The 24,390-nt window shown below is 57.2% G+C and carries 15 protein-coding genes; 4 read left to right on the plus strand and 11 right to left on the minus strand.

The window, feature by feature from the left end:
* Positions 1 to 14: 14 nt before the first annotated feature.
* From M5R41_11505 to M5R41_11535, 7 genes are all read right to left on the minus strand, one after another.
* Positions 15 to 668, minus strand: a complete 654-nt coding sequence (locus M5R41_11505; protein MCZ7557014.1) for a response regulator transcription factor — start codon at positions 666 to 668, stop codon at positions 15 to 17.
* Positions 668 to 3,883, minus strand: coding sequence for a tetratricopeptide repeat protein (locus M5R41_11510; protein MCZ7557015.1), 3,216 nt, complete (start codon positions 3,881 to 3,883; stop codon positions 668 to 670). The genes M5R41_11505 and M5R41_11510 overlap by 1 nt, the downstream gene beginning before the upstream one ends.
* Positions 3,884 to 4,114: 231 nt before the next feature.
* Positions 4,115 to 7,273, minus strand: a complete 3,159-nt coding sequence (locus tag M5R41_11515) for a tetratricopeptide repeat protein (GenBank protein MCZ7557016.1) — start codon at positions 7,271 to 7,273, stop codon at positions 4,115 to 4,117.
* A 220-nt stretch (positions 7,274 to 7,493) separates the two neighbouring features.
* Positions 7,494 to 9,749: a T9SS type A sorting domain-containing protein gene (locus M5R41_11520; protein ID MCZ7557017.1), complete on the minus strand. Its 2,256-nt coding sequence runs from the start codon at positions 9,747 to 9,749 to the stop codon at positions 7,494 to 7,496.
* Positions 9,750 to 9,980: 231 nt separating this feature from the next.
* Positions 9,981 to 14,117: an immunoglobulin domain-containing protein gene (locus M5R41_11525; GenBank protein MCZ7557018.1), complete on the minus strand. Its 4,137-nt coding sequence runs from the start codon at positions 14,115 to 14,117 to the stop codon at positions 9,981 to 9,983.
* A gap of 43 nt (positions 14,118 to 14,160) precedes the next feature.
* On the minus strand, positions 14,161 to 15,042 hold the full coding sequence (locus M5R41_11530) for a T9SS type A sorting domain-containing protein (protein MCZ7557019.1): 882 nt from the start codon (positions 15,040 to 15,042) through the stop codon (positions 14,161 to 14,163).
* A gap of 120 nt (positions 15,043 to 15,162) precedes the next feature.
* On the minus strand, positions 15,163 to 16,257 hold the full coding sequence (locus M5R41_11535; protein MCZ7557020.1) for a hypothetical protein: 1,095 nt from the start codon (positions 16,255 to 16,257) through the stop codon (positions 15,163 to 15,165).
* Between the two features lie 663 nt (positions 16,258 to 16,920).
* Between M5R41_11535 and M5R41_11540 the strand changes: the two genes are divergently transcribed.
* A complete protein-coding gene (locus M5R41_11540) occupies positions 16,921 to 17,505 on the plus strand; it encodes a hypothetical protein (protein MCZ7557021.1) in 585 nt (194 codons plus the stop codon).
* A 361-nt stretch (positions 17,506 to 17,866) separates the two neighbouring features.
* The gene (locus M5R41_11545; GenBank protein ID MCZ7557022.1) at positions 17,867 to 18,337 is read left to right on the plus strand and encodes a hypothetical protein; all 471 of its coding nucleotides are present in this window, start codon (positions 17,867 to 17,869) and stop codon (positions 18,335 to 18,337) included.
* A gap of 107 nt (positions 18,338 to 18,444) precedes the next feature.
* On the opposite strand, the gene M5R41_11550 is transcribed toward M5R41_11545, so the two are convergent.
* From M5R41_11550 to M5R41_11565, 4 genes are all read right to left on the minus strand, one after another.
* The gene (locus tag M5R41_11550) at positions 18,445 to 18,843 is read right to left on the minus strand and encodes a YidB family protein (GenBank protein ID MCZ7557023.1); all 399 of its coding nucleotides are present in this window, start codon (positions 18,841 to 18,843) and stop codon (positions 18,445 to 18,447) included.
* A 265-nt stretch (positions 18,844 to 19,108) separates the two neighbouring features.
* Entirely contained in the window at positions 19,109 to 19,897 is a 789-nt protein-coding gene (locus M5R41_11555; protein ID MCZ7557024.1) for a PAS domain-containing protein, read from the minus strand.
* A gap of 34 nt (positions 19,898 to 19,931) precedes the next feature.
* Positions 19,932 to 20,393, minus strand: a complete 462-nt coding sequence (locus tag M5R41_11560) for a response regulator (GenBank protein ID MCZ7557025.1) — start codon at positions 20,391 to 20,393, stop codon at positions 19,932 to 19,934.
* Positions 20,390 to 22,063 (minus strand): PAS domain S-box protein, encoded by a 1,674-nt coding sequence (locus tag M5R41_11565; protein MCZ7557026.1) that lies wholly within the window; start codon positions 22,061 to 22,063, stop codon positions 20,390 to 20,392. Before M5R41_11565 ends, M5R41_11560 begins: the two co-directional genes overlap by 4 nt.
* A 373-nt stretch (positions 22,064 to 22,436) precedes the next feature.
* Between M5R41_11565 and M5R41_11570 the strand changes: the two genes are divergently transcribed.
* Positions 22,437 to 22,841, plus strand: a complete 405-nt coding sequence (locus tag M5R41_11570; protein ID MCZ7557027.1) for a hypothetical protein — start codon at positions 22,437 to 22,439, stop codon at positions 22,839 to 22,841.
* A gap of 180 nt (positions 22,842 to 23,021) precedes the next feature.
* On the plus strand, positions 23,022 to 24,335 hold the full coding sequence (locus tag M5R41_11575; protein ID MCZ7557028.1) for a DUF389 domain-containing protein: 1,314 nt from the start codon (positions 23,022 to 23,024) through the stop codon (positions 24,333 to 24,335).
* Positions 24,336 to 24,390: the final 55 nt, after the last annotated feature.

The following is a 24,390-nucleotide window of genomic DNA, read 5'->3' on the forward strand; positions in this document are numbered from 1 at the left end:
ATGCAGCGCCGTGGTCAATCGAGCAGCGCCTTGTAGCGCACCGCGAACTTGATCAGCGCATACACGCCGGTGATTTTCAGCTTGGAGCAGATATGTGCCCGGTGATTGTCCACCGTGCGCGGACTGACGCTCAGCGTCTCGGAAATTTCCTTCGTGGTTTTGTCCTCCGCGATCAGCTGCAGCACACGCTTCTCGGCCGGGGTGAGTAAATGCAAGCCGAGACGTTTGCGTAACTGCGGATGCGCTTCCGTCTTGCCGCGCAGCGCGGCAGAGGTCATCGCGGCGCTGACGAAAATTTCGCCCCGGGCGACCTTGCTCAAACCTTTGACGATTTCCAGAATCGCGCTGTCCTTGAGGATATATCCCATGGCCCCGGCATCCATGGCCTCGTTGAACATATCCTCGTCGTCGTACATGGTCAGGATCAGACTGGACACATGCAGTCCGGCTTCGCTCACCTTTCGCAGGATGTCAATGCCGCTCATCCCGGGCATCTCGATATCGAGGATGGCGACATCCGGTATTTCCTCCATGATGAGCGCCAGCGCCGAGGCGCCGTCGCTGGCTTCGCCGAGCACACGGAAGCGGGCGCTGTTTTCGATGACGTCGCGAAGTCCTTTGCGGAAGATGGGATGGTCATCCGCGATGATGACGGTCGGTTCGTGCATTATGATTGTTCTCCTGAATTATGCGCTCTTTGCCACGACCCGGGTGCGGCGTTGACACGCGATTCCGGTTCCGTCTGTTTTGAGTGAGCGTGTTGCGTCGCCAATTTCGTGTCATCCGTTCCCGCCGGGAGTTCAAGGGAAATCCAGGCACCGCCGTCCGGGTGCGATCGGAAGCGCACTTCGCCGTGCAGCATCTCCGCGCGCTCGCGCAGGTTGCGCAGACCGAAGCCGTCCGAATATCCCATGGTGACGTTCGCATCGAAGCCCTTGCCGTTGTCCCGCACACTGATGGTTATGCGCGAGGCGTTCCTTCCGATGTACACATCTGCTGCTGTCGCGCCCGAATGTTTGAGGACATTATTCAGACACTCCTGCACGATACGATAAATGCTGGTTTCGTCGTCCTTCGGGAAAACTCCGTCAATATCGTCTATCTCCGCCGTGCAGGCGATGCGCGATTGCTCCGCCACGTTTTGCACGAGCGAGCGCAGGGTACGGGTCAGACCGACGCGGTCCAGCTGATACGGACGGAGATCGTGGGAGATATGACGGACTTCCTTGAGTGCATTCGTCGCCATGCGTTCGATCTGTTCGAATTCGCTGCGGATTTCATCCGGGAGGTCTTCCCGTTGCATCGCGAACAGCGTCCTGTTCTTGATCACGAGCAGGTCCTGTCCGAGACTGTCATGCAATTCGCCCGCGATGCGTTTGCGTTCCCGTTCCTGCGTGTCAATGAGTTGCTTGGTGTAGCGGCGTTGCGCGAGACGGTCGCGGCGCTCTGTTTCGACCTGCAATGCGAGCGCCTGTGCTTCCGCCGCTTTCGCGCGGTATTCGGCGCCTTCCGCGCGCAGCGTGGCTTCGACGCGTCGTGATTGAATACGCTTCACTCCGAGGAAACCCAGAGCGACGATCAGGACGAGCCCTCCTATCAGGACGTTGCGCAGCCCGTTGGCGCGAGCCGCGATGGAGGCCAGGTATTCCTTTTCTTTCGCGAGTTGCCGCTTATGCGCTCTTTCGGACTCCACAGTGTTTTTTTGCAGCGCCAGCTCGGCGTCCTGCATTTCCATCCTGATGACGTACAGTTCCTGATCACGCTCGAGCAGTTCGGTTCGCTGACGGATGCGCGCCGATTCCGAGCGCTGAAAAGCGAGCTGTCGCTGCTTCGACTCCAATTCCAGGGTTTGCAGACGCTTATCCTTTTCCAGCAGTTCGATTGTTTTCTGCTGCTGTGACGAGCGATACTTCGCCTCCATTTCGCTCACGGATTTCACATTCGCCTCATTGACCAGCGAATCACGCAATGAGACGGTGGTATTGAGATAATCGTATGCCCGGCGGTGATTTCCTGCCTGCGCATAGGCCTCGCTGAGGGAATGCGCCGCCCGCTCGCTGATACGGATATCGTTCAGGACGCCAGCCAGAATTTCCGCCTGCTGTGCATGCAATACCGCGCTGTCGTGTACTCCTCGCGCCGCCTGCACGGACGAGAGGGAGACATGCGCCCAGACCATTCCGGTGGAATCTTTCACCTCGCGCGCTTGCGCAAGGCTCTTTCGATAGAACTGTACCGCCTGCTCCAAGCGGCCGCGTCGCTGGTGAAGATGCCCGAGACTGTTCGCACAGGCCGCAATGCCGCCCGGCGACCAGAGGCTCTCAAAGAGCGCGAGACTCCTCTTGTAGTATTGCAACGCCGCTTCGTCGTTGTCCTGTGCGACATACGCGTTACCGATATTGAGAAGCGCCGCAGCCTGACCTTGCTTGTCCCCCAATTCCTCCCTCAATGCCAACTCGCGCTGGTTGTATTCGAGCGCCTTCTCCACGCGTCCCTGCTCCCAGTGAATACCGGCAATAGTTACGTACGCACTCGCGTAGGCGATTTTGTCCTCGGACTCATCGGCGGTATCCATACAGCGATATGCGTATTTCAATGCCTCCTCGTACCTGCCGAGTTTCTTTAACACCGATGCGAAGCCGAGCAACGCGTTGCGCTCGCCGGGCCGGTCACCAATTTCCCGGCATTGTGCCAGCGTACGCTCGTAGATGTCCAGTGCTTCCTGGTATCGTCCCTGCGTACTGTGAATTATTGCGATGTTGTTCAACGCCCCGACCATTTTCTGCTTCTCGCCAAGTTCCTCGAACAGAGAGAGGCATTTCTGATGCGCAGCCAACGCATGTTCGGGTTGGCCCCGAAGTTCATGAATGAGTCCGATGTTTCCGAGTGCGCTGGCAATAGCGGACTTATCACTGACCTTTTCAGCTAAATGCAGTCCGCGTGCATAATACTCCGACGCCGTATCATACTCACCCCGCATGTAATGAGAGATTCCCATGTTTATCAGGAGCGCCACCATGCCGCTGGTATCTTTTTGCTGTTTGCGTATCTCCAGACCTTGCCCGAACATACGCAATGCCCGCTCTTGCTTGTTCTGCTCGCGGTAAGCCATGCCGAGATTGTTGAGAAAGCTTGCGATACTCACGGTATCCTTCAGGCCTTCCGCAATTTTCAGACCACGCTCAAAATACTTCAGGGCCGGCAGGTACTCGCCCCTGTTCAACCGCAGGAGTCCGAGACTATTCAGCGTACCTGCGACATTTCTTTGCTCATCGAAGCGTTCAAACAGCAGCAGACCACGCTGGAGGTATTCTATCGCAACGGCGTAATTCCCCGTATGATAGTGCACATTCCCGATATCGGTGAGTAAGGCGCCGATGAGTACGGAATCGCCGCATCCTCCGGCAGCGGCGAGTGCATCTTCGTAGGCAACCAGCGCGGAATCATTGTTTCCAAGAGCCTTCATGACCGCACCGATTTCCCGCCATGCGATTATTTGTGTGCGATCGTCGTGCGCGTCTTTCGCATACGCCAGAGCGGTCTGGAGATTATCCTGTGCTTCCCTGTATTGCCCGATCCATCGCTGTGTCGCACCCAGAGCTGTGTACGCCCTCGCCCTGATCATCCGCGACGCGACGGCTCGCGAACGTTTCGCCGCCTGAAGACCGTACTCCAGGGACTCTTCTTGATTCCGCCAACGCAGCTCTTCACAGATTTTTGTCAGCAGTATCACTCTGCTTGTATCATGCCGCGCAGTTTTTAATGCACGCCGGAGATCATCCACTGAAGAGTTTTGCGCGTCTGCCGACACAGATGCACCCAACATCAGCAATGCCGTCATAACCATCAGACGCCAGGTCGGAGAAGAGGGTCGCAATTTCATGCATTCCCCCCCCTAGCAGTCGAAACCGGCGTCCACTGCAGCGGCGCGAGCTCCGGAGGTGTCGTATCCCTTTTCTCTCTTGTGCGCAGTACGCGGCGCAACGCGCCGGAAACAGGCACGCTCCACGCCCTTGCTTCCCGGAGCGATCCTGTACGTTCATGCATATGAGGCGCATACATCCATCGAAGGTGCACGTGTCCGGACCTGCCGTAACCTGAAGCATGGCGTGCCTCAGACATACGCATGCCCTCCGCGGGCGGGCTCTGTATCACCTTGGTTGAGGATACGCTCTGTCGCAACCGGCAGCTCAATCTCCACGGTAGTACCGCCGCCACCAGCCTGTGTCAGACGCAGTACACCTTTGAGCATTTCGGCGCGCTCGCGCATATTCTGCAATCCGAAACCAGCAGTGGCGCCGGCCCCATCATCTTCGCGCAGTCCTTTTCCATTATCGGAAACGAGAATGGAAATGCGCCCATTCACGCGCACGATGCGTATCATAGCCGCGGTCGCACCGGAGTGTTTCATGATGTTATTCAGACTCTCCTGCACAATGCGATAAATACTTGTTTCGTCTTCCTTCGGGAAGAGCTCGTCAATGTCGTCTATCTCCGCCGTGCAGGCGATGCGCGATTGCTCCGCCACGTTCTGCACGAGCGAGCGCAGGGTACGGGTCAGACCGACGCGGTCCAGCTGATACGGACGGAGATCGTGGGAGATATGACGGACTTCCTTGAGCGCATTGGTCGCCATGTGTTCGATCTGTTCGAACTCACTGCGGATTTCCGAGGGAAGATCACCCTTTTGCATCGCGAACAGCGTCCTGTTCTTGATCACGAGCAGGTCCTGGCCGAGACTATCGTGCAATTCGCCCGCGATGCGTTTGCGTTCCCGTTCCTGCGTGTCTATGAGTTGTTTGGTGTAGCGGCGTTGTGCGAGACGGTCGCGGCGTTCTGTTTCGACCTGTATCGCGAGAGCCTGCGCTTCCGCCGCTTTCGCACGGTATTCGGCGGCTTCCGCGCGCAACGTGGCTTCGACGCGTCGTGATTGCATACGCTTTACTCCGAGGAAGCCCAGAGCGACGATCAGGACGAGCCCCCCTATCAATGCGTTGCGCAGGCTGTTGGCGCGAGCCGCGATGGAGGCAAGGTAGGTTTTTTCTTTCGCGAGTTGCAGCTTTTTTGCTTTCTCGGACTCGGCTTCCTTTTTTTGCAAGGCGAGTTCCGCTCTCTGCTTGTCTATTTGCAACAGATGCTGTTCCTGCTCCTTCGCAAGCAATTCCGCTCGTTGCCGGTTCCGTTCGGCTTCCAGCCTTTGCAGCTGAAGAAGCCGCTGATTCCGCTCCATTTCCAGGCCTTGGAGTCGTTTGTCCTTTTCGAGCAGGGCTATGGTTTGTTCTTTCTGCCGGGAAAGATACTTCGCCTCCATTTCCTGCATGGAACGCACGTTCTGCATATTGACCATCGAGTCGCGCAGCACGGCGGCGGTGTTCAGCTGCCGCCAGGCTTCTCTGTAGTCTCCCTTCGCTGCAAGCGAGGTACTCAGCGTGTGCGCGGCGGTTTTCATCAGTCCTATATCACCCATAGCAGAAGCAAGCGCGTAGGCCTGATCGGCGTAGACCACAGCGCTGTCGTGCCTGCCCTGCATAGCGGAGACAGAGGCCATGGAAGCCAGCGTGTAGGAAACTCCGGCCTTGTCTCCGATATCCTTGGACAACGCAAGGCTTCTGGTATAGCATTGCATGGCTTCGGTCCAGCGCTGACGCTCTTCGTGTATCATCCCGATGTTGTTCAGACAATGTGCGACGCTGGCATCGAGTCCGAGTTTTTCGTTCATCGCCAGGCTGCGCATGAAATAATCGAGTGCTTCATCCGTTTTATCCTGATGGACAAGGACCGTGCCGATATTCGACAGGGACGCCGCAATTTTTGCCTTCTCCCCGAGTTGTTCCCGGATTTCCAGAGCCCGCATGTGATACTCCAGTCCCTGATCCGGGCGCCCCTGTTCCGTATGCAGGCTGCCGATGTTGGCCAATGCGGATGCATACTGCGCCCGGTCTCCGGATTCCTGTGAGATTGTCAAACCGCGGAGTAAATACTCCAGAGCTTGTTCATTCCTGCCCATACGCCTGAGAAGCGAGCTGATATTGTTCAGGGAGATGGCGATGCCGTGTTTGTCTCCCATTCCCTCTCGCAATTCCAGACTCTCTTTGGCGATATCCAGTGCCTCCTCGTAGCGGCCCTGCGCTTTGTATATGAGACCGATGTTGCTCAGCACCGCCGCGATACCGTATTTGTCGCCAAGCTCCATTGAGAGACGGCGGCTCCGCTCATACGCGTCCAGGGCCTCGGCATACTTCCCCTGATCTTCGCGAATGATCCCGATACCGCCCAGTGCGGCTGCCGCGCTCCTTTTGTCGCCGATCGACGCGCTGAGCCGCGCACTGCGCTCGAACGTGCGTTCCGCCAAGGCCGTTTTTCCCTGCGCGTGATAGATGTTGCCGAGATTCCCCAGGGATTTCACTATCCCCGCTGTGTCCTGTATTGCCTCACGAATGGCGAGACTGCGCTCGAAGTGCTCGCGCGCTTTGTTGTTCTGCTTCTGCTGTCCGTACACCATCCCCATATTGTGAAGATAGGAAGCAAGTTGGAGTGAATCTCCCTTTTCCTCAAGCAGCCGCAAGCCCCGTTGCAGCATTTCCATCGCGCGCTTCGACTCCCCGAGGCGGAGCAGCGTCATGGCGACATTGCTGGCTGCGGCAGCGATATTCGCGGGAGTACCGTGACGCTCCGTCAAGGCGAGACCGCGCTCCTCATGTACGATCGCTTCCTTGAAGTCACCCCGATCCGCGTACAGGATGCCGATGTCGAGGTGTATCGCCCCAATGTTGAGCGAGTCAGCATTTGCCTCTGCGATCGCCAGTGCCTGCGTGTAATACGACAGCGCTTCTTCGAAATTATTCTGCTTTTCCGCGATCGCTCCGATCGCGCGCAGCACCCGGAACCGCATCCGGCCGTCGCTGCCTTGCGCCGCCCATTTCAGCGCGGACGCGTAGCTTTTCCGCGCTTCGCCGTACTGCCTGTCCGCATCCTGAATTCGTCCCAGCGCGAAATAGGCCGTTGTCTTCGCGCGCGGCACGTTGAGGCCCTCTGCAAGCTGCACGGCCCTCGTGGCGTACTCCTTCGCTTTCCGCCGGTCTTTCGCGAGGGTCTGCGCGCTCAGGCCCGTCAGCGCCTGAACACGAACCGTGTCGTGCTTCGCCCGTTTAAGGACGTGAAGAAGACTGTCGCTTTTGCCGTTCTGTGAATATGCCGGCGCGATTGGGAACAGCGTCAGCAGAAGCAGCGTCAGAGCGGGCAGCGAAAATGTGATGGTTGAATGAGCGGTCATGTATCCACCGTGAGGAGCCGTTTTACGACAGGCCCGGGCATACTGACGTCATGCCGGAATGCAACCTTTCGTATGAAGTGTTTGTCTGCGTACAATATAAAAATTGCAGCGAATCTGTACATAGCACGTCGCGGCGCATTGTCCACCAGCGGCTGCCTTGAAGAAAAAAATGAAGGCAGTCACAGCCCCTCGCCTACGGGCTGTGACTGCCGTGCGACGCTTATTTTTGCAGCGTCATCGAATGCGTGAGCACGCGACCTTCAACTTCGAGACGGTAGAAGTACACGCCGCTCGCGAGCGAAGAAGCGTCGAAGGTTACGGCGTAGGATCCGGCTGCTTTCGCGCCGTTGACCAGTTCCGCAACGATACGACCGCTCGCATCGAATACGCGCAGCGTGACTTCAGCGCTTTCAGGAATGGAGTATTGAATCGTCGTCGAGGGATTGAAGGGATTGGGGAAGTTGCGCGAGAGAGAAAAATCGGGAACGTGCCTTCCGGACTCCCGTCCCGACGCGCTGCCCTTGTACACAATATTCCCGGCTGGTACTATGCCCGCGCCTATCATCACCTGATTGTTGACGCGTTCGGCGAGATCCTTCGCGAGCGCATCGTTGCCGGAATTATTGTCGGTAAGAAGTACTGAGACGTAGGTCATCACATCCGCCGCGGTGCGCCCGTCCAGAGTGACGACACTGACAGGTCCGATTTTCAGTGAGAAGAAATTCATGAGCAGCGCGGCAAGCTCCCGTTTCGCCTTTCCGTGCATGGGCTGGGGATTGACTCCGGTCAGAGCCGTCTGCCACTGCTGGAAGGACGCAACGCCCGCGAACAGATCGAAGCGCGGGGTGTAATGCGCGTGCACTGCGGTGATGTAGTCCGCAAGTTGGGATGCCGTTTCCTGCGCTTGTCCCTGCGACGTAACGTGCACATCATACTGATGCTTCCAGTAGCCCCTGCCTCTGGCGTCGTTGCTGGTGGCTACAGGCGTGAGAGAGAAGTCCAGCGTGTGTACGGTGGCGGGGAGTACGGTGACCGCTTTGGGATTCTGATCGATGGTATAGCCGAAGGGTTCCACCAACATGATTTGATACGCCGCCGGCGGAAGCGGCGAGAATTCGTACTGTCCGTTACTGCCTGAGAGGACCGGATCGAAGCCGGGAAGAGGATTTCCGTTTCCATCGAGCAGTTTGACGGTGACGCCGGAGAGTCCGCTGCTGCCCGAAGTGAGCACACCTTCGATACTTCCGGGTAACGGCGCGAATTCCACCGCGATGCTCTGATCGCTGATGACATTCGTGAACGTGTACGTGGACTGCGGATTCGGTACTGGTACACCGTTCACCTTCACCGAAGCTATCTCATATCCCGGATCGGGAGTGAAGGTAAAGCTTTTATTTTCACCCTCACCAACTATCACGAGTCCGGTCGGTGAGATGGTGCCGCCGGGTCCGGACGATGCGCTGATTTTCTGGATGTCACGCATGCAACGCACGGAAAGACCGAGCAGCCGGTAGTTATCCTTGTTCGGAGAGGCGATGACGAACACGATATCATCGCTGCTGTAATACAGCTCGCGGTAAAAGGCCCAGCCTCCCGAGAGCGAAGTGCTCCACAGTCGTGCTCTGTCTCCCCGCTGCAGGTAGGATCCGCCTTGCGAGCGATACCCGGCCGGCAGCGCGGTAAAACCGCTGATATTTGTTGCGTCGTTCGGCGAGGTCCAATGTATCGTGCCGATCTCCTTGAGCTTTCGACCGATCCCATTGACGGTGGAGCCGCTGCCGGTGCTCCCGAGATACAATTCCATTTCGTTCCAGTCATCTCTCGAAGGAACACGGAATCCCGCCGGCGCGATGTTGCGCGCATCTGTGGCTGCGTACCAATTGTAGAGTCGTCCGTAGGTCGGGACGTTCGAAGCATCGTTGTCGTAGTTGCAATACGCGCCTTTGTCGGTGGCGGTGTTTATATTGAACCAGGTCGCATTATTGGTGACGTGCTGAATCGGATCGCCGTTGCTGTAGCGTGTCACCTTGAGGTTTTCCATCATCCATTCCTGCGAACCGATGATCACCGTCGTGTAGGTGTTGGCGTCGATGTCCGTGACCGTACCGAAGACAGGATCGGCGAGAGTGGTAAAGACGATTTGATTGCCGTAGGTTCTGCCGTTATCGGTGACGGCATACGCGCGTGCATAGTAGGTGGTATTCGGTTGCAATCCTGTAAGATCACACCAGTAATTCCCCGTACCCGACCCCTTCCTGATTCTGAAGTCGCTGACTTTGGGATTCGGGTTCGTGTCCCACACGACACCCCGTCGGATGATATCATCGCTGTTGCCGCTGTAAGTGATACTGCCGCCTACCGTAGCCGAGGTTTGCGTGATGTCGCGGCTGCGGTAGGTGGTAGTCACCGACGGTGTCTGGGCCAACGCCGCCGAGGCGCAAAGGGCCACCAGGATGAAGGTTGCTAATGTTTTCATATAGATAATCTCCTCTTGTATATGATCATTGAATGTCTTGCGGCAAACACCGTCGCGGTATCGCGCTGCCATCCGGCGTTTATCTCCGCTCTTTTGCAGCGTCGAGCGTCACGCAAACCGTGCGCTGTGCGGGGCAAGGGTATCACCGGAGTGCGCGAGCAGTCGAGTCCGCCGTCGTCGTGGCGGTGAGGATCACCACGACGACGGTGTTGACATGGACTCGCTTGTGCATCACTTGAGCAGCATCATCGTGCGGGAGAGCACGGTCCCGCTGCTTTCGATACGACAGATGTACGTACCGGCCGGAAGAGCGCCTGCATCGAAATGCACGGCGTAGCTGCCCGCGCCCTGTGTGCCTTCGACAAGCGTAGCGACTTCACGGGAGTACAGATCGAAGACCCGGAGCGTCACATGCGCCTGATCGGGCAGCGTGTAGCGAATGGTGGTCGAGGGGTTGAAGGGATTGGGATAATTCCCGTGCAGTCGAACCGCTGCGCCGGCATCGACAGCCGCATGCTTCGGTGTGGCGCAGGATACCACGGTGCGGCATTCGTCGAACGCTTCGTTGATCGCGGTAACCGCGTCGTTGATGTGTGAAAGAGACGCGCCCGCGGTGGACTGCCCCGCCAGAGCCCGATTCGCGAGTTCGAGTAAACCACCGGCCGTGTGTTGCAACGTGAGATTGCTGAGCGCCGTGAAGACCAGGCCTGGTATGGCGTACGGTCCCGCTATCGGAGACTGCGCATCGCGCCGCGTGCAGAACGACGCCGGAAGCGTGAAGGCCGCAAGGAGATTATCCCGACGAATGTTCAGCGTCAGAGCGATAGTCTGCCCAAGCAGGACGTTGTTGAAGCGGCCTGTGGACGAAAGCGGGATGATCGTGTTGGTCGGACAGAGCGACGTTCCCACGGAGTAATCGCCGATACCGGACGGAAGAACGGACGGCGGACCTCCCGCAGGCAGTTTTGACGCAAGGCATGAACCCTGATTCGCTTCGAAGGTCAGCGAGCGGCCTGGTTTTCCAATAGTGATCGGAAGCAGAGTGTTGACAAGTGCAATATTGCTGGTGGCACCGTAGTATCCCTGTCCGCTGGTGCAGAACGTCGCGCAGGCATTTACCTGCACGCTCGCGCTCGCCGTTGACGGACTTCCGCAGCCGCTGGTGAGCGTGTAGGAAATCGTTGTGTTCCCCGCTCCCACAGCGGTAACCAGCCCGCTTGAAGGATGCACGGTGGCCACGGTATTATCCGCCGAGCTCCAAACGCCACCGGGCGTCCCGTTGCTGCTGAACGACGCGCTGGATCCAACGCAGAGCGACGGACTCCCGCTGAGTATCCCGGCGGTCACCAGGGGTTGCACAAGCACTTCCACGGGCGCCGATGTCGCGAAACAGCCGTTCGCATCTGTGCCTATGACGCTGTAGCTGCCTGAGGCCGAGACGGTAATGGACGGTGTGCTTTCGGAGGTACTCCACAGATACGAAGCAGCGCCCGATGCGGTGAGCGTAACCGATGCTCCCTCGCAAAACGTGGTCGGACCTTGCGCGGTAATACTGACGGCGGGCAACGGATGCACGGTGACCGTAACCGCCCCGGATGTCGTCGAGCAATTGTTCGCGTAGGTCACAGTGACGGAGTAATCACCGCCCGTCGTGGCAGTGATGGAGCGCGTGGTCTCGTTGTTGCTCCAGAGCCATGCGATGCCGTCACTCGCTTCAAGCACCACCGAGCCGCCCTCGCAGAATGACGTCGGTCCGGAAGCGGTGATGGTTGCTGTTTCGTTGACGGTCAAAGTCGCCACCGCCGAGGTTTGTGACGGAGCGCATGCACCCGTGACGATGACATCGTAGTTGCCGGCGTCGGCGGTGACGACGGATGAGATGGTGTAGGTCTCGCTTTCGGCACCGGGAATATCAACGCCGTTTTTGCGCCACTGATAGGTGAGGGCGGAGCCTGTGGCGGAGACGGAGAAGGTGATTGGCTCACCTTCGCACCTGGTTGCGCTTCCCGGATGGCTTGTGATCGAAGGCGGAGTATTCACTGTCAATACTGCGATAGAGGACGTTTGCGATGGTGTGCACGAGTTACCGATAACGACATCATAATTCCCGTCGTCACCTGGCGAAGCTGAAGGTATCGTATAGTTCTCGCTGCTTGCACCCGGGATATCTACGGAATTCTTTCTCCATTGGTACGTGAGATCTGTTCCACTTGCCGTTACAGAAAACGTCACGGATTCTCCGGCACATTTCGTTTGATTCACCGGAGGAGTGCTGATGACGAGTGGATCGCAACCATTGGTAAGAGCTGCGAAACCCTTTCGATTTTCACCGAGTATCGACGCGAATAATCCTCCGGCATACACTGTTGAGCCATTCACCGCGAGAGAGCGTACATCGCTGCTTGCATTCGGATTCCAGGCCGTCGCGGCACCGGTTGTTGCATCAAGTGCGGCGATACGGCTCCGCGGCTGCCCTCCGGCATTGTTGAAACCACCTCCCGCATAGATGGTTGACCCGGAAACGGCGAGTGCCCAAACGCCACCATCAATATTCGGATCCCAGCTCGTCACGGCGCCCGTTATTGCATCGAGTGCGGCACAGCGTCTCGTTTGCCCTCCGATAGTATTGAAGTCACCACCCACATAGATGATCGAACCAGACTCTGAAATAGCACGGACTGCGCCGTTTGCGTTCGGATCCCAACCTGTCGCGGCACCCGTTGTTGCATCGAGTGCGGCGATGCGGTTGCGTGCCTGCCCTCCGATGCTGGTGAACGCCCCCCCTGCATAGACGACTGAATTGGAGACAGCGAGAGTATTGACAGTATTGCTCGCACTCGGATTCCAGCTGCTTGCGGCACCAGTTGTTGCGCTGAGTGCGGCGATGCGGTTTCGCGTCGAACCTCCGATACTTGTAAAGGCGCCACCAGCATAGACTGTTGAACCGGAGACGGCGATGGCATTGACCGAACCATTCGCATTCGGATTGAAGCTTGTTGCGCTGCCTGTGGACGCATCGATCGCGGCAATACGGTTTCGCGTCTGCCCCCCGATGCTGGTAAAACTCCCTCCGGCATAGACAGTGGTACCTGAAATGCTAAGCGCAAACACATTACCGTTTGCATCCGGATTCCAGGCTGTAGCCACACCGGATGTGCCGTTTAGCGCGGCGATACGGTTTCGATTCTGGCCACCGATACTTGTAAAGGCGCCGCCCGCATAGACAGTAGCACCGGAAATGGCAAATGTTTGAACAACACCGCCGGCATTTGGATCCCAGCTGGTCGCAGTGCCGCTCGTTGCATCGAGCGCGGCAATGTAGTTTCGTGGTTGCCCTCCAATAATTTTAAACCCGCCTCCGGCATAGATTGTTGAACCGGCCACGGCGAGAGCAACGACGAAACCATTCGCATCAGGATTCCAGCTTGTCGCGGCGCCGGTTGTTGCATCAAGCGCGGCGATGCAGATTCGCGTCTGACCTCCGATACTACTGAAGGTGCCACCAGCATAAATGGTCGAGCCCGAGACAGCAAGGGCGGAGAGAGAGCTATTCGCATTCGGATCCCAACCAGTCGCACTGCCCGTTATTGCATCGAGTGCGGCAATTCGATTCCTCGCTTGCCCTCCGATGCTGGTGAAGTCGCCGCCGGCATAGACGGTTGATCCGGATACGGCGAGAGCCCTGACAGTGTTGTTTGCAGTCGGATCCCATCCGGTCGCTATGCCGGTTGTTGCATCGAGCGCGGCGATGCAGATTCGCGTCTGACCTCCGATACTATTGAAGTTGCCGGCAGCATAGACGGTTGTGCCGGAGACGGCGAGAGCGTAGACATCATTGCCTGCGTTTGGATCCCACGCCGTTGCGGTGCCCGTTGTTGCGTCGAGTGCGGCAATGCGATTTCTCGCTTGCCCTCCGATGCTGGTGAAGTTGCCGCCGGCATAGACAGTTGATCCGGAGACGGCGAGAGCCATAATCGCACCACTTGCATCCGGGTTCCAACTTGGATTCAATGTTTTATTCGGCAGGATGTGCGCAATCCCGTTCCTGGGGACGCCACCAACGGATGTAAAGGTACCACCGATAAACCAGCCACCGGAACCGTCCGAAACTGCAGCGAGGATGAGACCATTGACCTTTGGAAAAGCCGCATCCCTGATCCCGCTTGTTGCGTCAAGTGCGACGCCATTTCCTGTATGAGGACCGACGTAGGAAAAGTTTCCGCCGATATACACGGTATTGGAACTCTGTTCATAGACAGTGGCCGAAACCGTCCCGTTCGTCTCCCAGAGATTTTGCTGAATCGTCTGGCCGTATGCAGGAAGTCCCAGCAAGAGATAGACTGCAAGTAGAAGGATTGTTCTTTTCATGGTTGAAATGTCCTTGTGATATTGGTGTAATCGATCATCACGGTCATTTCATCAACGTCATCTTCCCGCTCAGCACCGCGCCGTTGGCATCAAGGCGGTACACGTACAGGCCGCTGGTCAGACTTCCGGCGTCAAATTGCACGCTGTGCGTTCCGGCGCTTTTCACCTCATTCACCAGCACTGCTACTTCGCGACCGAGCGCGTCGAACACGCGCAACTGCACCACTGCTTCGGCAGGGATGGAATAGCTGATGGTTGTCGTGGGGTTGAAGGGATTGGGATAATTCTGTTCGAGCCGCAGATCCGTAGCAACGGCTCCGACATCGCTCTTGGGCATGGGAATCATCTCGCCAAGCGGACGCTTCCACACACCGTTTCCGATGGTACCGGCATAGAGCGTGGTTCCCATGATTTCCAGGGCGCTTATCCATGTACTGCTCATACCAGTACTTGCATTGGACCAGCTCGTCCCGTGATTGGTGGTGAGGAACACTCCGGCCTGCGTGCCGACAAATACTTTACCCCCGGTCACCGCAAAAGAATTTGCGTAGAGATTCGTGAGCCCGCTGTTTGCGGCGGACCAGCTTGCGCCGTTGTTGCCGGAGACAAACACTCCGCCGCCGTAGGTCGCCGCGTAGAGGTTCGTCCCGGTGGCGGCAAGGGCAATCACATTCGTGTTGGTCAGACCGCTGTTGGTCTGCGTCCACGAGCCCCCGTCGTCCGTCGATTTGAACACGCCGCCGTCGGAGGTGCCGGCAAACAGGTCCGTGCCGTTGACCGCGAAGGCGTAGACGCGCTGGTGGGTAAGGCCGTTGTTGACCTGTGTCCATGTCGCACCATTGTCAGCCGAACGATAGACACCTCTCTGCGTGGTGACAAACGGGTTCGGCGAACCGGCGAAGATGTACGACCCCTTCGCGATCATGGCACCGATGTACGCGCTGCCAACTACTGCGGAGGACCACGTTGCACCGTTGTCGTTGGACCGATACAGGCCCTGTCCGAACGTTCCCGCGAAGACGGAAGTACCGGTCGCAAGGAGTACCTAGGGCAGACTCGGCAAAGTCCCCGTCCAGCTTGCGCCTTCGTCCGTGGATTTCATTACATCGGCCGGAATGGAACCGCCTGCGAACAGAATGCTCCCGTTCGAGGCCAGAGCGTTTATATGCGACGCACGCAAGCCGGTGTTCATCGCTGTCCAGCTTGAGCCGAGGTTGGTCGTGCGATGTACGCCATTGCGCAGCGTACCCGCGAGCACATTCGAGCCAACGACTGCCACACTGAGCGCGCTTCCTTGCTGAAGCGTGGTCGCAGTCCAGTTCGCTGCTCTGTCGGAAGAGTAATACACTCCGCCGTACCATGTTGCCGCATACACTTTCGCTCCTGTGCCGGCAAGCCCATACACGATCGGCATAGTATTGCCGCCCGTAACAAGTCCGGTATTCATGAATGTCCAGTCCTTCCCGTTATTGGTGGATCTATGCACACCACCATCGCCACCGGCATAGAGATAGCTGCCGGAACTAGAGCGATACAAGGCACGGACGGAGAGATGGGTGAGACCGGTGTTGGTTTTATTCCAACTCCCGCCGTAGTTGTTGCTTCGATAAATGCCGCCTTTCCACGTGCCGGCAACAACAAAGTTGCCGCTCACGGTCAGCGAAAACACCATCTCGCCGCTCAAGGCATTGTTGCTTACGGAGGTCCAGCTCCCGCCGGAATGATCAGCGCGGAATACTCCCGCCGCGGTACCGGCGAACACATACGAATCCTTGATGCACAGGGAGCGGACGTTGGTATTCGTGAGACCGGTGCTTACCTCGGTCCAGGTCGTTCCCAGATCGGATGAACGGTGGATGGCGCCTGCGCCTCCCGCGTATATCGTTGAGCCCGACACCGCGAGTGCATTGACATCCAAGTGCGCCAGACCCTTGAACACCCAGCTCGCACCGTTGTTCGTTGTGTAGTACACACCCCCGCCGGTACCGGCGAAAAAGTTGCTGCCTGACGCGCAGATCGCGCGAACCGATGCACCCTCGGGACCATTGGTTTGCGTCCACTGTGCCTGGACGGGAAAGGCCAGAACAGCGCAGAATGCAAGTATCGTGGCCAGGGCCGCGTGCAGTCGAGTTTTTCTCATGATAGACCTCCAGAAATATGGTATGGTTGATGATCGTGTGCTGTGTTTCATGTACCGTCCTGTTGACATCCGCATGGCGGATATACAGTCAGGTCTTCCTACGATCTGCGTACCTCGTACAACCGTGGTGGAACTCCGGTGACGACGGCTCGATCATGTATGCGTGTGAGCCCGGGTGCTGCGGAACGCAATGTGCTTGAGTGACTGGGTACAAATTGCGGATTCGTATCCCCGTGAGAAATGCGTAGCACTACTCATTTCCATGAGTAGTACTACGTGATTTTCATTTTTCTGACCATTTATCGAACAGCAGATGACAAGAGGATGAGGTCCGGGCTTCGGATCGCTCTCTCGCGCTACGATGGAAGGAGAAGGACACCCCGCGTCCCGGTTCCATGATTCAATCGAATGCCTTTTGTCGTGTTTTCAGTTTTTTTTCACCCGCCCAGACGATACAGCAGGCAGACCATAAACGGCGTACATCCCGCAATGCGCGTTGGCTCTCGCCCGCCCTGGTTTCTTCCTGGAGCTTCCATTCGGGAAACACCTCTGCGATACACACCGACACGTGGTCCCGGAGATCGAAATATGACATCTTCATGACATCGCATGATCGGGAATGGATGATATTTCCATCGTCGTCACACATCCCGGAGCACGATCATGCGTTGCACATGTTTGCTTGTTTTCTCGCTGTTCCACATCACGCATGGCCTGGCATCCGCGCAACTCGATGCGGATGCCACGCTATACCTGGTCGGCGGATCGACACGGACCGCCATCTTGCTGTACTGCACGGACAGCACGCTCTACGCGGATTTCAGCATGCAATCCTGGGAGCGCGAAACAGTGCCTCCGCTCGATGCGGTCTACTGGTTTTCGCCGGAGGATGTGGATTCGGTGTATTGTCACGGGACGGAATACAGTGCTTTACCGAGTATTGTCGGCGGCATATTCGGCGCCTTTCTCGGGATGCTACCGGGCGTACTCGTGGGCGGTGGGCTCGGCGCTCTCGTCGCTTCGGACGACGACGACGGTGTCGCCCTGGGCTTTGGAATCGCCGGAGGAATCGGCGGAATGATCACCGGAGCTGTCATCGGCTCATCGCGGGATGCTTCTGACGACCTTCCTCCTCAGATGTGTCATCCGAGGAACGGACTATTCCCGGCTGCGCTATCCGTCCGCTGTTTGTACAAGGAGCGGCTCCCGCGATTTCTGCACGTCGTCCGGGCGTACACAGAGCAATAGCAGGACCTGCGGGTACGGGCATACGATATCCCTCTGTATTACGCTGCTTCCCGTCGCCATCCGCAACGAAGCCTGCACAGCGCATTCGGAGACGGAGCGATATTGGTGACTTGATTCTCCCTCCCATCCGCACTACTTTTCATAATTGGCGACAAATACGACGTTGAACAAGAAACGCGCCGTTCCCGTGATACGGACACTCGTCTTCAATGCAAAGACGCGACCAGCCCCGCACGAATGGCTCCGGGCACAATAGCCGTGCCTCGACCACACAACGACATGACGACGGGCACCCTGAGCGACTTCAGGATGTTGTCGAGTACAGACTCCCATTCCGAAACATCATACAGGAAAGACAGGCATGAAAAATACACAGAACCAGGGCGGCTCAGGCGGGAAGGAATCGCAACTCGTCTCGTTGCAGCGAACCGTGAAGCAACTCCGCGTCGCCACCGCTGTGTTGGCCGTCGCACTCGCGGTCAGCATCATCTACATTGTGGCCACACCATCGACACCGGACGCCGCGACGGAACTTCCCGTGCAAATGCAGGCACAGGAGGCGGTTCCGTCTCCACAGCCCACTCCGGTACAAAACACCGTGCAGCCGCAGATGCAGACCGGGAGTGTGCAACAGCCGGCGACGGTGACAAGCACACCGACAGCGACCAGCACACCGACAGCGACCAGCACACCGACGGCGACAAGCACACCGACACCCGCACCAGCGACCGCCACTCCAACCGGCGGCACGCAAAAAGCCGGCAACCTCAATCCGCCCCACGGACAGCCGGGCCATCGCTGCGATATTCCTGTCGGCAGTCCGCTGAATTGAAGCCTTTTACATCGCTTATAGTGCACGGCGCCCCCGATGAAACGGGGGCGCTGGTGTGTACGATGATATGTGCGTTGGTTCGGTACTCAGTGAATACCTGTTCCGCTTCATTTTTTAAACATATCGAACAGACCGCCGAGCGCACCTTCGATGGATCCGCTATCCGGGACCTTACCATCCGGCGTCAGTTTGTCAATAACACCCGGAAGAAGCGACGCAAGGCCGCTGGATACATCTTCTGTTGATATGCCGACTTTCCCGGCGATAGCCTTCACCTGCTCGCTGCCGAGCACGGATTGAATCTGCTCGGCGGAGATCGGCAGATTGCTGCCTGTACCGATCCACGAGGAAACGGTATCTCCGAGTCCGTTCTTCGTGAAATTTTCGACGATAGATTGCATACCGCCACCACTGAGCATGCCGCCGATTGCGTTCATCAACCCCTCGTTCCCGCTTTTTTCGCCTCCACCTGTCACGGCTCCGGCGATGTCATCAAACAAACCCATGTGCACCTCATCGTTTCTGATCATTGGACAATACACTCCATCATGGCGAATCGCTATGCAGCTTCACGCGCACGTCGCAACGCGAGCTCCTGATAAAGTGTCGTAGTGATTATTCCTAATGTACATGTTTTTCCTGCCCGATGCACTTCAGGCTGATCGAATGTCGTCGTTGCGCATTCAGGGCAACGCTGAGGAAGAGAAGGGAAGGCCGCGGTGCTTCCGATCGGCCCCGGCGGACAGACCAATCCGGGAGCACACCGCTGTGTCATGGCATCTGAGCGGGATTGCCGTAGACCGTGATGTCTATCCCCACCCCACCCAGCCAGTTCGCGCTGCCGTATTTGTCCATGATGGGGAATTTTGTGGTAAACCATTTATGCGCCGCGTGCGTGACGGTGATTTCCTCCACAAGATGCACGACGTGCTTTTCCCGCAGTACCTCTTCATCGCTGCTGCGCATGCGTTCCGCGAGATCGGAGGGCAGGATTTCCTCATCGCGCAGACCGAGGCATTCGATGGGCTCATGGCTGATGTACAGCGGAGCGGCATCGTTGAGAAACACATAGCGGCGATCCTTGTCCTTGATGAACGCCACACCCGGCAGGTTGCTCATGAACGCGGAAAATTGTTCTTCTTTCTGCCTGATGAGTTCCTCGGCTTTCCGTCGGCGGCGCTGTTCATCCTTTTCGTCCATTGCCCGACGCAGCACGGGGACGAGACGCCGGAGGTTGTGCTTGAGCACATAATCGGTAGCGCCGCGCCGCAGCGTCTCTATGGCATTTTCTTCACCGATGGTCCCGGAGACGAAGATGAACGGAATATCCGACGCTGCGCTCAAAGCATCCTCGAGCGCCTGCAGGCCTCCGTAGCCCGGCAGTGTGTAGTCGCTGAAAATGACATCCGGAGGCCGGTCGCGCAGCATTCCCAGAAAGTCGTCCCGCGTGTCGACGTCCACGACACGACAACCGGGACATTCCGTATCGAGATGTGCTTTCAGCAACTCCACATCCATCGCGCTGTCTTCGAGATAGAGTATATGCAACGGGGTTTTCATCATACCCTCCGTTCTGCTTCGTGAGACATCCGTTTTACTCCTGCGGTCGCGTCTGACCGTTCGGACGCGATTCGTTGATGACGGCCCAGAACAAGCCCAGGGCTTTCACCGCTTCAATGAATTCCGTGAAATCCACCGGTTTGACCACATACGCATTGCTGCCCACTTCATAGCTCTCCAATATGTCGCGCTCTTCCCTCGATGAAGTGAGCATGACCACGGGGAGCGAGCGATATTCCCGGCTTGCGCGGATTTCCCGGAGCACTTCGATGCCGTTCAAGCGCGGCATCTTGATATCGAGCAGCACCACTGCCGGGGGACCGCCGGTTCTGCCCTCATACTTTCCGCGTCTGAACAAATAGTCCAACGCTTCCACGCCGTCTTCGACGACGGTAACCTCATTGGCGAGATGAAATTCCGCCAGCGCTTCGAGCGTCAGTTCCACATCGCGGGCGCTGTCCTCCGCGAGCAGTATACCTCGCAAATACGGTTTCATGACGTCCTCTGCTGATTTTCGAAGGAATGGTTTTCATTGTCCTTGTTCTCCGTCCGTTTCGGCAGGCTGAAGTAAAATACCGCCCCCTTGTTCAGCTCTCCTTCGGCCCACACACGGCCTCCATGCCGATGGATAATGCGCTGCACATTCGCCAGACCGATTCCGGTACCCTCATAGTCTTTCGCCGAATGCAGCCGCTGAAATACGCCGAAGAGCTTGTCCGCATATTTCATTTCGAAGCCCACGCCATTGTCTTTCACGGCCACGATCCACTCACGATCATTTTCCGAACTGATGACTTCGATGCGGGCTGGGCTGCGGCCCCGGGTGTATTTGAATGCGTTGCCGATAAGATTGAGCATGGCCAGCCGCAGCATGGAGGGATCGCCGTGAACGACCGGCAGCTCGGAAATGCTCCATTCCACGTCCCTGTCATGTACATCGCCCGAAACCCGCTGCACGGCTTCGAGCACGATGCTTCTCAAATCGCAGTCCGTACGCATCATTTCCGTGCGTCCCATGCGCGAAAAGACCAGTAAATCCTCTATGAGCTGTGCCATTTCCTTCGACGCGTCGGCCACGAGTCCAAGCCATCGCCTTCCCTTTTCATCGAGCGTCCCGGCGGTATCGCGCAGCAGCAGATCCACGAAACCGCTGATATGCCGCAAGGGTGCGCGCAGGTCATGAGACACCGAATAGCTGAAGGCCTCCAGCTCACGGTTTGCCGCCTCCAACAGCGCCGTACGCTCCTGCACACGTTGCTCCAGCTCTGCATTGAGTTGCCGCAAGTCGGCCTCGCGCTGTTCGAGCTGCGCCGTCCGCTCGCGTACGCGGTGATCGAGCGATTCGTTGAGTTCCTTCAGGCGTTCCCGCGCCTCGATATGCGGTGTGATGTCGCGGGCCGCGGCGTAGATCATTCTGCCGGAAGGTGCCGAACGCCATTCGATCCATCTGTAGCTGCCATCTTTACAGCGATACCGATTCGCGAAGCCAATCACGGGCTTCTGTGTGGACAGCGTCGCTATGGCGTCGAGCGTCGTTTGCACGTCTTCCGGATGCACGAGTTCCAGGAACTGCCGTCCCTGGAGTTCCCCGAGCGTGTAGCCCAGGGTACTTTCCCACTCGTGATTCAATCGTCGGAAATAGCCATCGGTATCGGCGATACAGAGCAAGTCGAGCGCGATATTGAAAAAACGGTCCAGTTCTTCCGTTTTTTCGCGCAGAGCCGCCTCGGCGATTTTCTGTGGTGTGATGTCGCGCACCGTGGCCTGCAGCACGCGCCGCCCCCCGAAATCTATTGCGGAGAGCAGAACGTCCGCGAAGAAATCCGTGCCATCCAGCCGTCTGTGCATCCATTCGAAACTGTCCGTACCCTGCTCCAATGCTCTGGCGATGTGCACCAGTGCCGCCTCGCGTGATTTTCGGCCATCCGGCTGCAACGGCGCGGAGATGTCGGATGGATGAATCGTGGTGATCATCGCGCGCGACGGAATGCAAAAAATCTCCATCGCGCGCGGATTACAGTCAAAAAATCCGTCTTCCGTCAACAGAAAGAGCGCATCGCTCGAGGATTCGAAGATTGTGCGGAATTTCCCGGCAGGTTCCTGTACAATCTGTGCGGCAAGCTGCTCCAGCGTGGGAGTACCTTGGTTTACTCTGACATCACTCATCGTTGCACCCCGATTGGGATTGTACCCCATCGCAGAGATGCCTGTACTGTCCGGCACTCGTTTCGAGAGGGACACGCGTTCCGTCGCCAAAGGTTGTGGTATCGTTGCAGGAACTTATGAAATATTTTCGCCGCTGTCAATGCAGAAATTCCCGAGTGAGGAATACAACGCAGGTCCGCGTCCCGGTCTGCTTCCAGCGATCCCGCCCGTCGTCCCCCTTGTTCGGGAATAAAAGTTTCGCCATCTTTTTCCTGAATTACCATACATTCCGTTGTCGCGGGACTCCACCCCGCGGGATACTCTCACCGCCGACCACGCGCATGCGGGGATACCGGCGGCAAGATCATCATCATTTCATTCAATGGAGGCCCTTATGAAGTCCTTTACCATATCCGTCGTGCTGTGTCTGTTTTTCGTCGCAAGCGCTGCATGGGCGCAATCCGCCGAGCGTCCCGAACCGAAGTTCATGGCAATCAATTTCAACAAAGTAAAGATGACGGACATGTCGGCGCTGCAGAAGATCTGGTTTGAGCAGGCAGTGCCCATACTCAACGACCTCGTCCGAGAGGGTAAACTCGTCAGCTACGGCCTCATGGAACACGCCTGGGGCGACGAGTGGAATTTCAACTTCTTTTTCGTAACAAAGGACCATAAAGCGCATCTTGATTTCTTCGATATGTATATCGAGCGCCTGCGGAAAAAGTATCCCGATACCATGGGAGAGTATCTGTCGAAAATCATCGAACACAAGGACAACATGTACACCTTGTACCAATAATCGCCAAACCCACAGCCATGAGCATGTGAAACCGGAACACGGAGGGACGCCAGCCCTCGGCGCCCTCCGCTCCCTTTCACGGGATTCCTATCCTTGATGTCATATTTGCCCCTCGCTCCATTTCGGCATAATTTGTGCTTCAGTCCCATTCGGAGCACACGGGCAACAAGAGGCACCCCCATGCTGGAAAAAATCCTTCATTACCTGAATCTCGACAGCGACGTCGAAGACTTCGACCGGATTCACGAGACCATCACCAAGGATGTCATTTTCAAGGGGACCAACCTCTGGATCCTTGTTTTCGCTATCATTGTGGCGTCTGTCGGTCTCAATATGAATTCCACGGCGGTCATCATCGGCGCCATGCTCATTTCGCCGTTGATGGGTCCGATCAACGGAATGGGCTACAGCATAGCCACCTACAACTTTCCGCTGCTCCGCATCGCCGTGAAGAATTTTTCCTTCGCTGTGGGCGCCAGTTTGCTCGCCTCCACGGCCTACTTCGCCATCAGTCCCGTATCCACCGCACATTCGGAATTGCTCGCACGTACCAGTCCGACGATTTACGATGTACTCATCGCTTTCTTTGGGGGACTCGCGGGCATCGTGGCGATCAGCAGCAGGACGAAAGGCAACGTCATCCCTGGTGTAGCTATCGCAACGGCCCTCATGCCGCCGCTGTGCACCGCCGGCTATGGCCTGGCGACCGCTAAATTTGAGTTTTTCTTCGGCGCGATCTATCTGTTTACCATCAACACGGTATTCATCGCGATTTCATCGGTGGTGATTTCACAGATTCTGAAATTCCCCATCCGCACCTTGCAGGATGAATCGAAAAAAAAGCGCGTCAATCGCCTGATCACCATCGTCATCATCATCACGGTAACACCGAGCGTGTACTTCGGTTACATGCTTGTGCAGCAGGAACGCTTCAACGAGCGGGCATCGCGCTTTATTGCGAGTGTTCGACTGTTCGAGGGGAATTACCTGCTCGGCTCCGAGGTGCGTCCAAAGCAGGGAAGCGTTTCGTTGGTCTATGGCGGCAGCTCGCTGGACACGACACAGCGTGATATGATTCGCAAACGGGCAGAGGATTTCGATCTCCTCGATGCGCGTATCGATATCCGGCAGGGTTTGTCCTTCAGCGAATTCGCGACAGATCTCAGTGAAATCGAGCAGTTGAAGGGTGAGATCAATCGTCTGTCGCTGCTTCTGCGTGATTCGGAACGAAAGCAGGACAGTCTTCTGCTCCGGGAACAGCTCGGCAACCGCCTGCTCTCGGAGATCAGGCCTCTCGAGCCGCGAATCATCGCCTGCGGATACTCGGAGGCACTTGTGTACTCCGCCACAACGGGCCCGCCACGACGCATGACAGTTGTCTCTTTCGGTACCTCGCGCACTCTTCCGCAACGTGATCGCGCTCGTGTTCTCGACTGGCTCCGCTCCCGCGTTCCCGCCGATTCGCTCACCGCGACCTTTGATGCCCGCCCGTAGGCAGCGGTGCACGCTGCACAACGTGGGGGGATGCTCGTTAGTCGTCTTACGGTAA

The organism is Bacteroidia bacterium (assembly GCA_027493955.1).
In the GTDB taxonomy this organism is placed as follows: Bacteria; Bacteroidota; Ignavibacteria; order SZUA-365; family SZUA-365; genus JAOSJT01.

What these genes read in the sequence shown, in the direction of transcription:
- M5R41_11505 (MCZ7557014.1), bottom strand. Translation starts at nt 668, where the DNA reads ATGCACGAACCGACCGTCATCATCGCGGATGACCATCCCATCTTCCGC.
- M5R41_11510 (MCZ7557015.1), bottom strand. Translation starts at nt 3,883, where the DNA reads ATGAAATTGCGACCCTCTTCTCCGACCTGGCGTCTGATGGTTATGACG.
- M5R41_11515 (MCZ7557016.1), bottom strand. Translation starts at nt 7,273, where the DNA reads ATGACCGCTCATTCAACCATCACATTTTCGCTGCCCGCTCTGACGCTG.
- M5R41_11520 (MCZ7557017.1), bottom strand. Translation starts at nt 9,749, where the DNA reads ATGAAAACATTAGCAACCTTCATCCTGGTGGCCCTTTGCGCCTCGGCG.
- M5R41_11525 (MCZ7557018.1), bottom strand. Translation starts at nt 14,117, where the DNA reads ATGAAAAGAACAATCCTTCTACTTGCAGTCTATCTCTTGCTGGGACTT.
- M5R41_11530 (MCZ7557019.1), bottom strand. Translation starts at nt 15,042, where the DNA reads ATGATCGCGAAGGGGTCGTACATCTTCGCCGGTTCGCCGAACCCGTTT.
- M5R41_11535 (MCZ7557020.1), bottom strand. Translation starts at nt 16,257, where the DNA reads ATGAGAAAAACTCGACTGCACGCGGCCCTGGCCACGATACTTGCATTC.
- M5R41_11540 (MCZ7557021.1), top strand. Translation starts at nt 16,921, where the DNA reads ATGCGTTGCACATGTTTGCTTGTTTTCTCGCTGTTCCACATCACGCAT.
- M5R41_11545 (MCZ7557022.1), top strand. Translation starts at nt 17,867, where the DNA reads ATGAAAAATACACAGAACCAGGGCGGCTCAGGCGGGAAGGAATCGCAA.
- M5R41_11550 (MCZ7557023.1), bottom strand. Translation starts at nt 18,843, where the DNA reads ATGGGTTTGTTTGATGACATCGCCGGAGCCGTGACAGGTGGAGGCGAA.
- M5R41_11555 (MCZ7557024.1), bottom strand. Translation starts at nt 19,897, where the DNA reads ATGAAAACCCCGTTGCATATACTCTATCTCGAAGACAGCGCGATGGAT.
- M5R41_11560 (MCZ7557025.1), bottom strand. Translation starts at nt 20,393, where the DNA reads ATGAAACCGTATTTGCGAGGTATACTGCTCGCGGAGGACAGCGCCCGC.
- M5R41_11565 (MCZ7557026.1), bottom strand. Translation starts at nt 22,063, where the DNA reads ATGAGTGATGTCAGAGTAAACCAAGGTACTCCCACGCTGGAGCAGCTT.
- M5R41_11570 (MCZ7557027.1), top strand. Translation starts at nt 22,437, where the DNA reads ATGAAGTCCTTTACCATATCCGTCGTGCTGTGTCTGTTTTTCGTCGCA.
- M5R41_11575 (MCZ7557028.1), top strand. Translation starts at nt 23,022, where the DNA reads ATGCTGGAAAAAATCCTTCATTACCTGAATCTCGACAGCGACGTCGAA.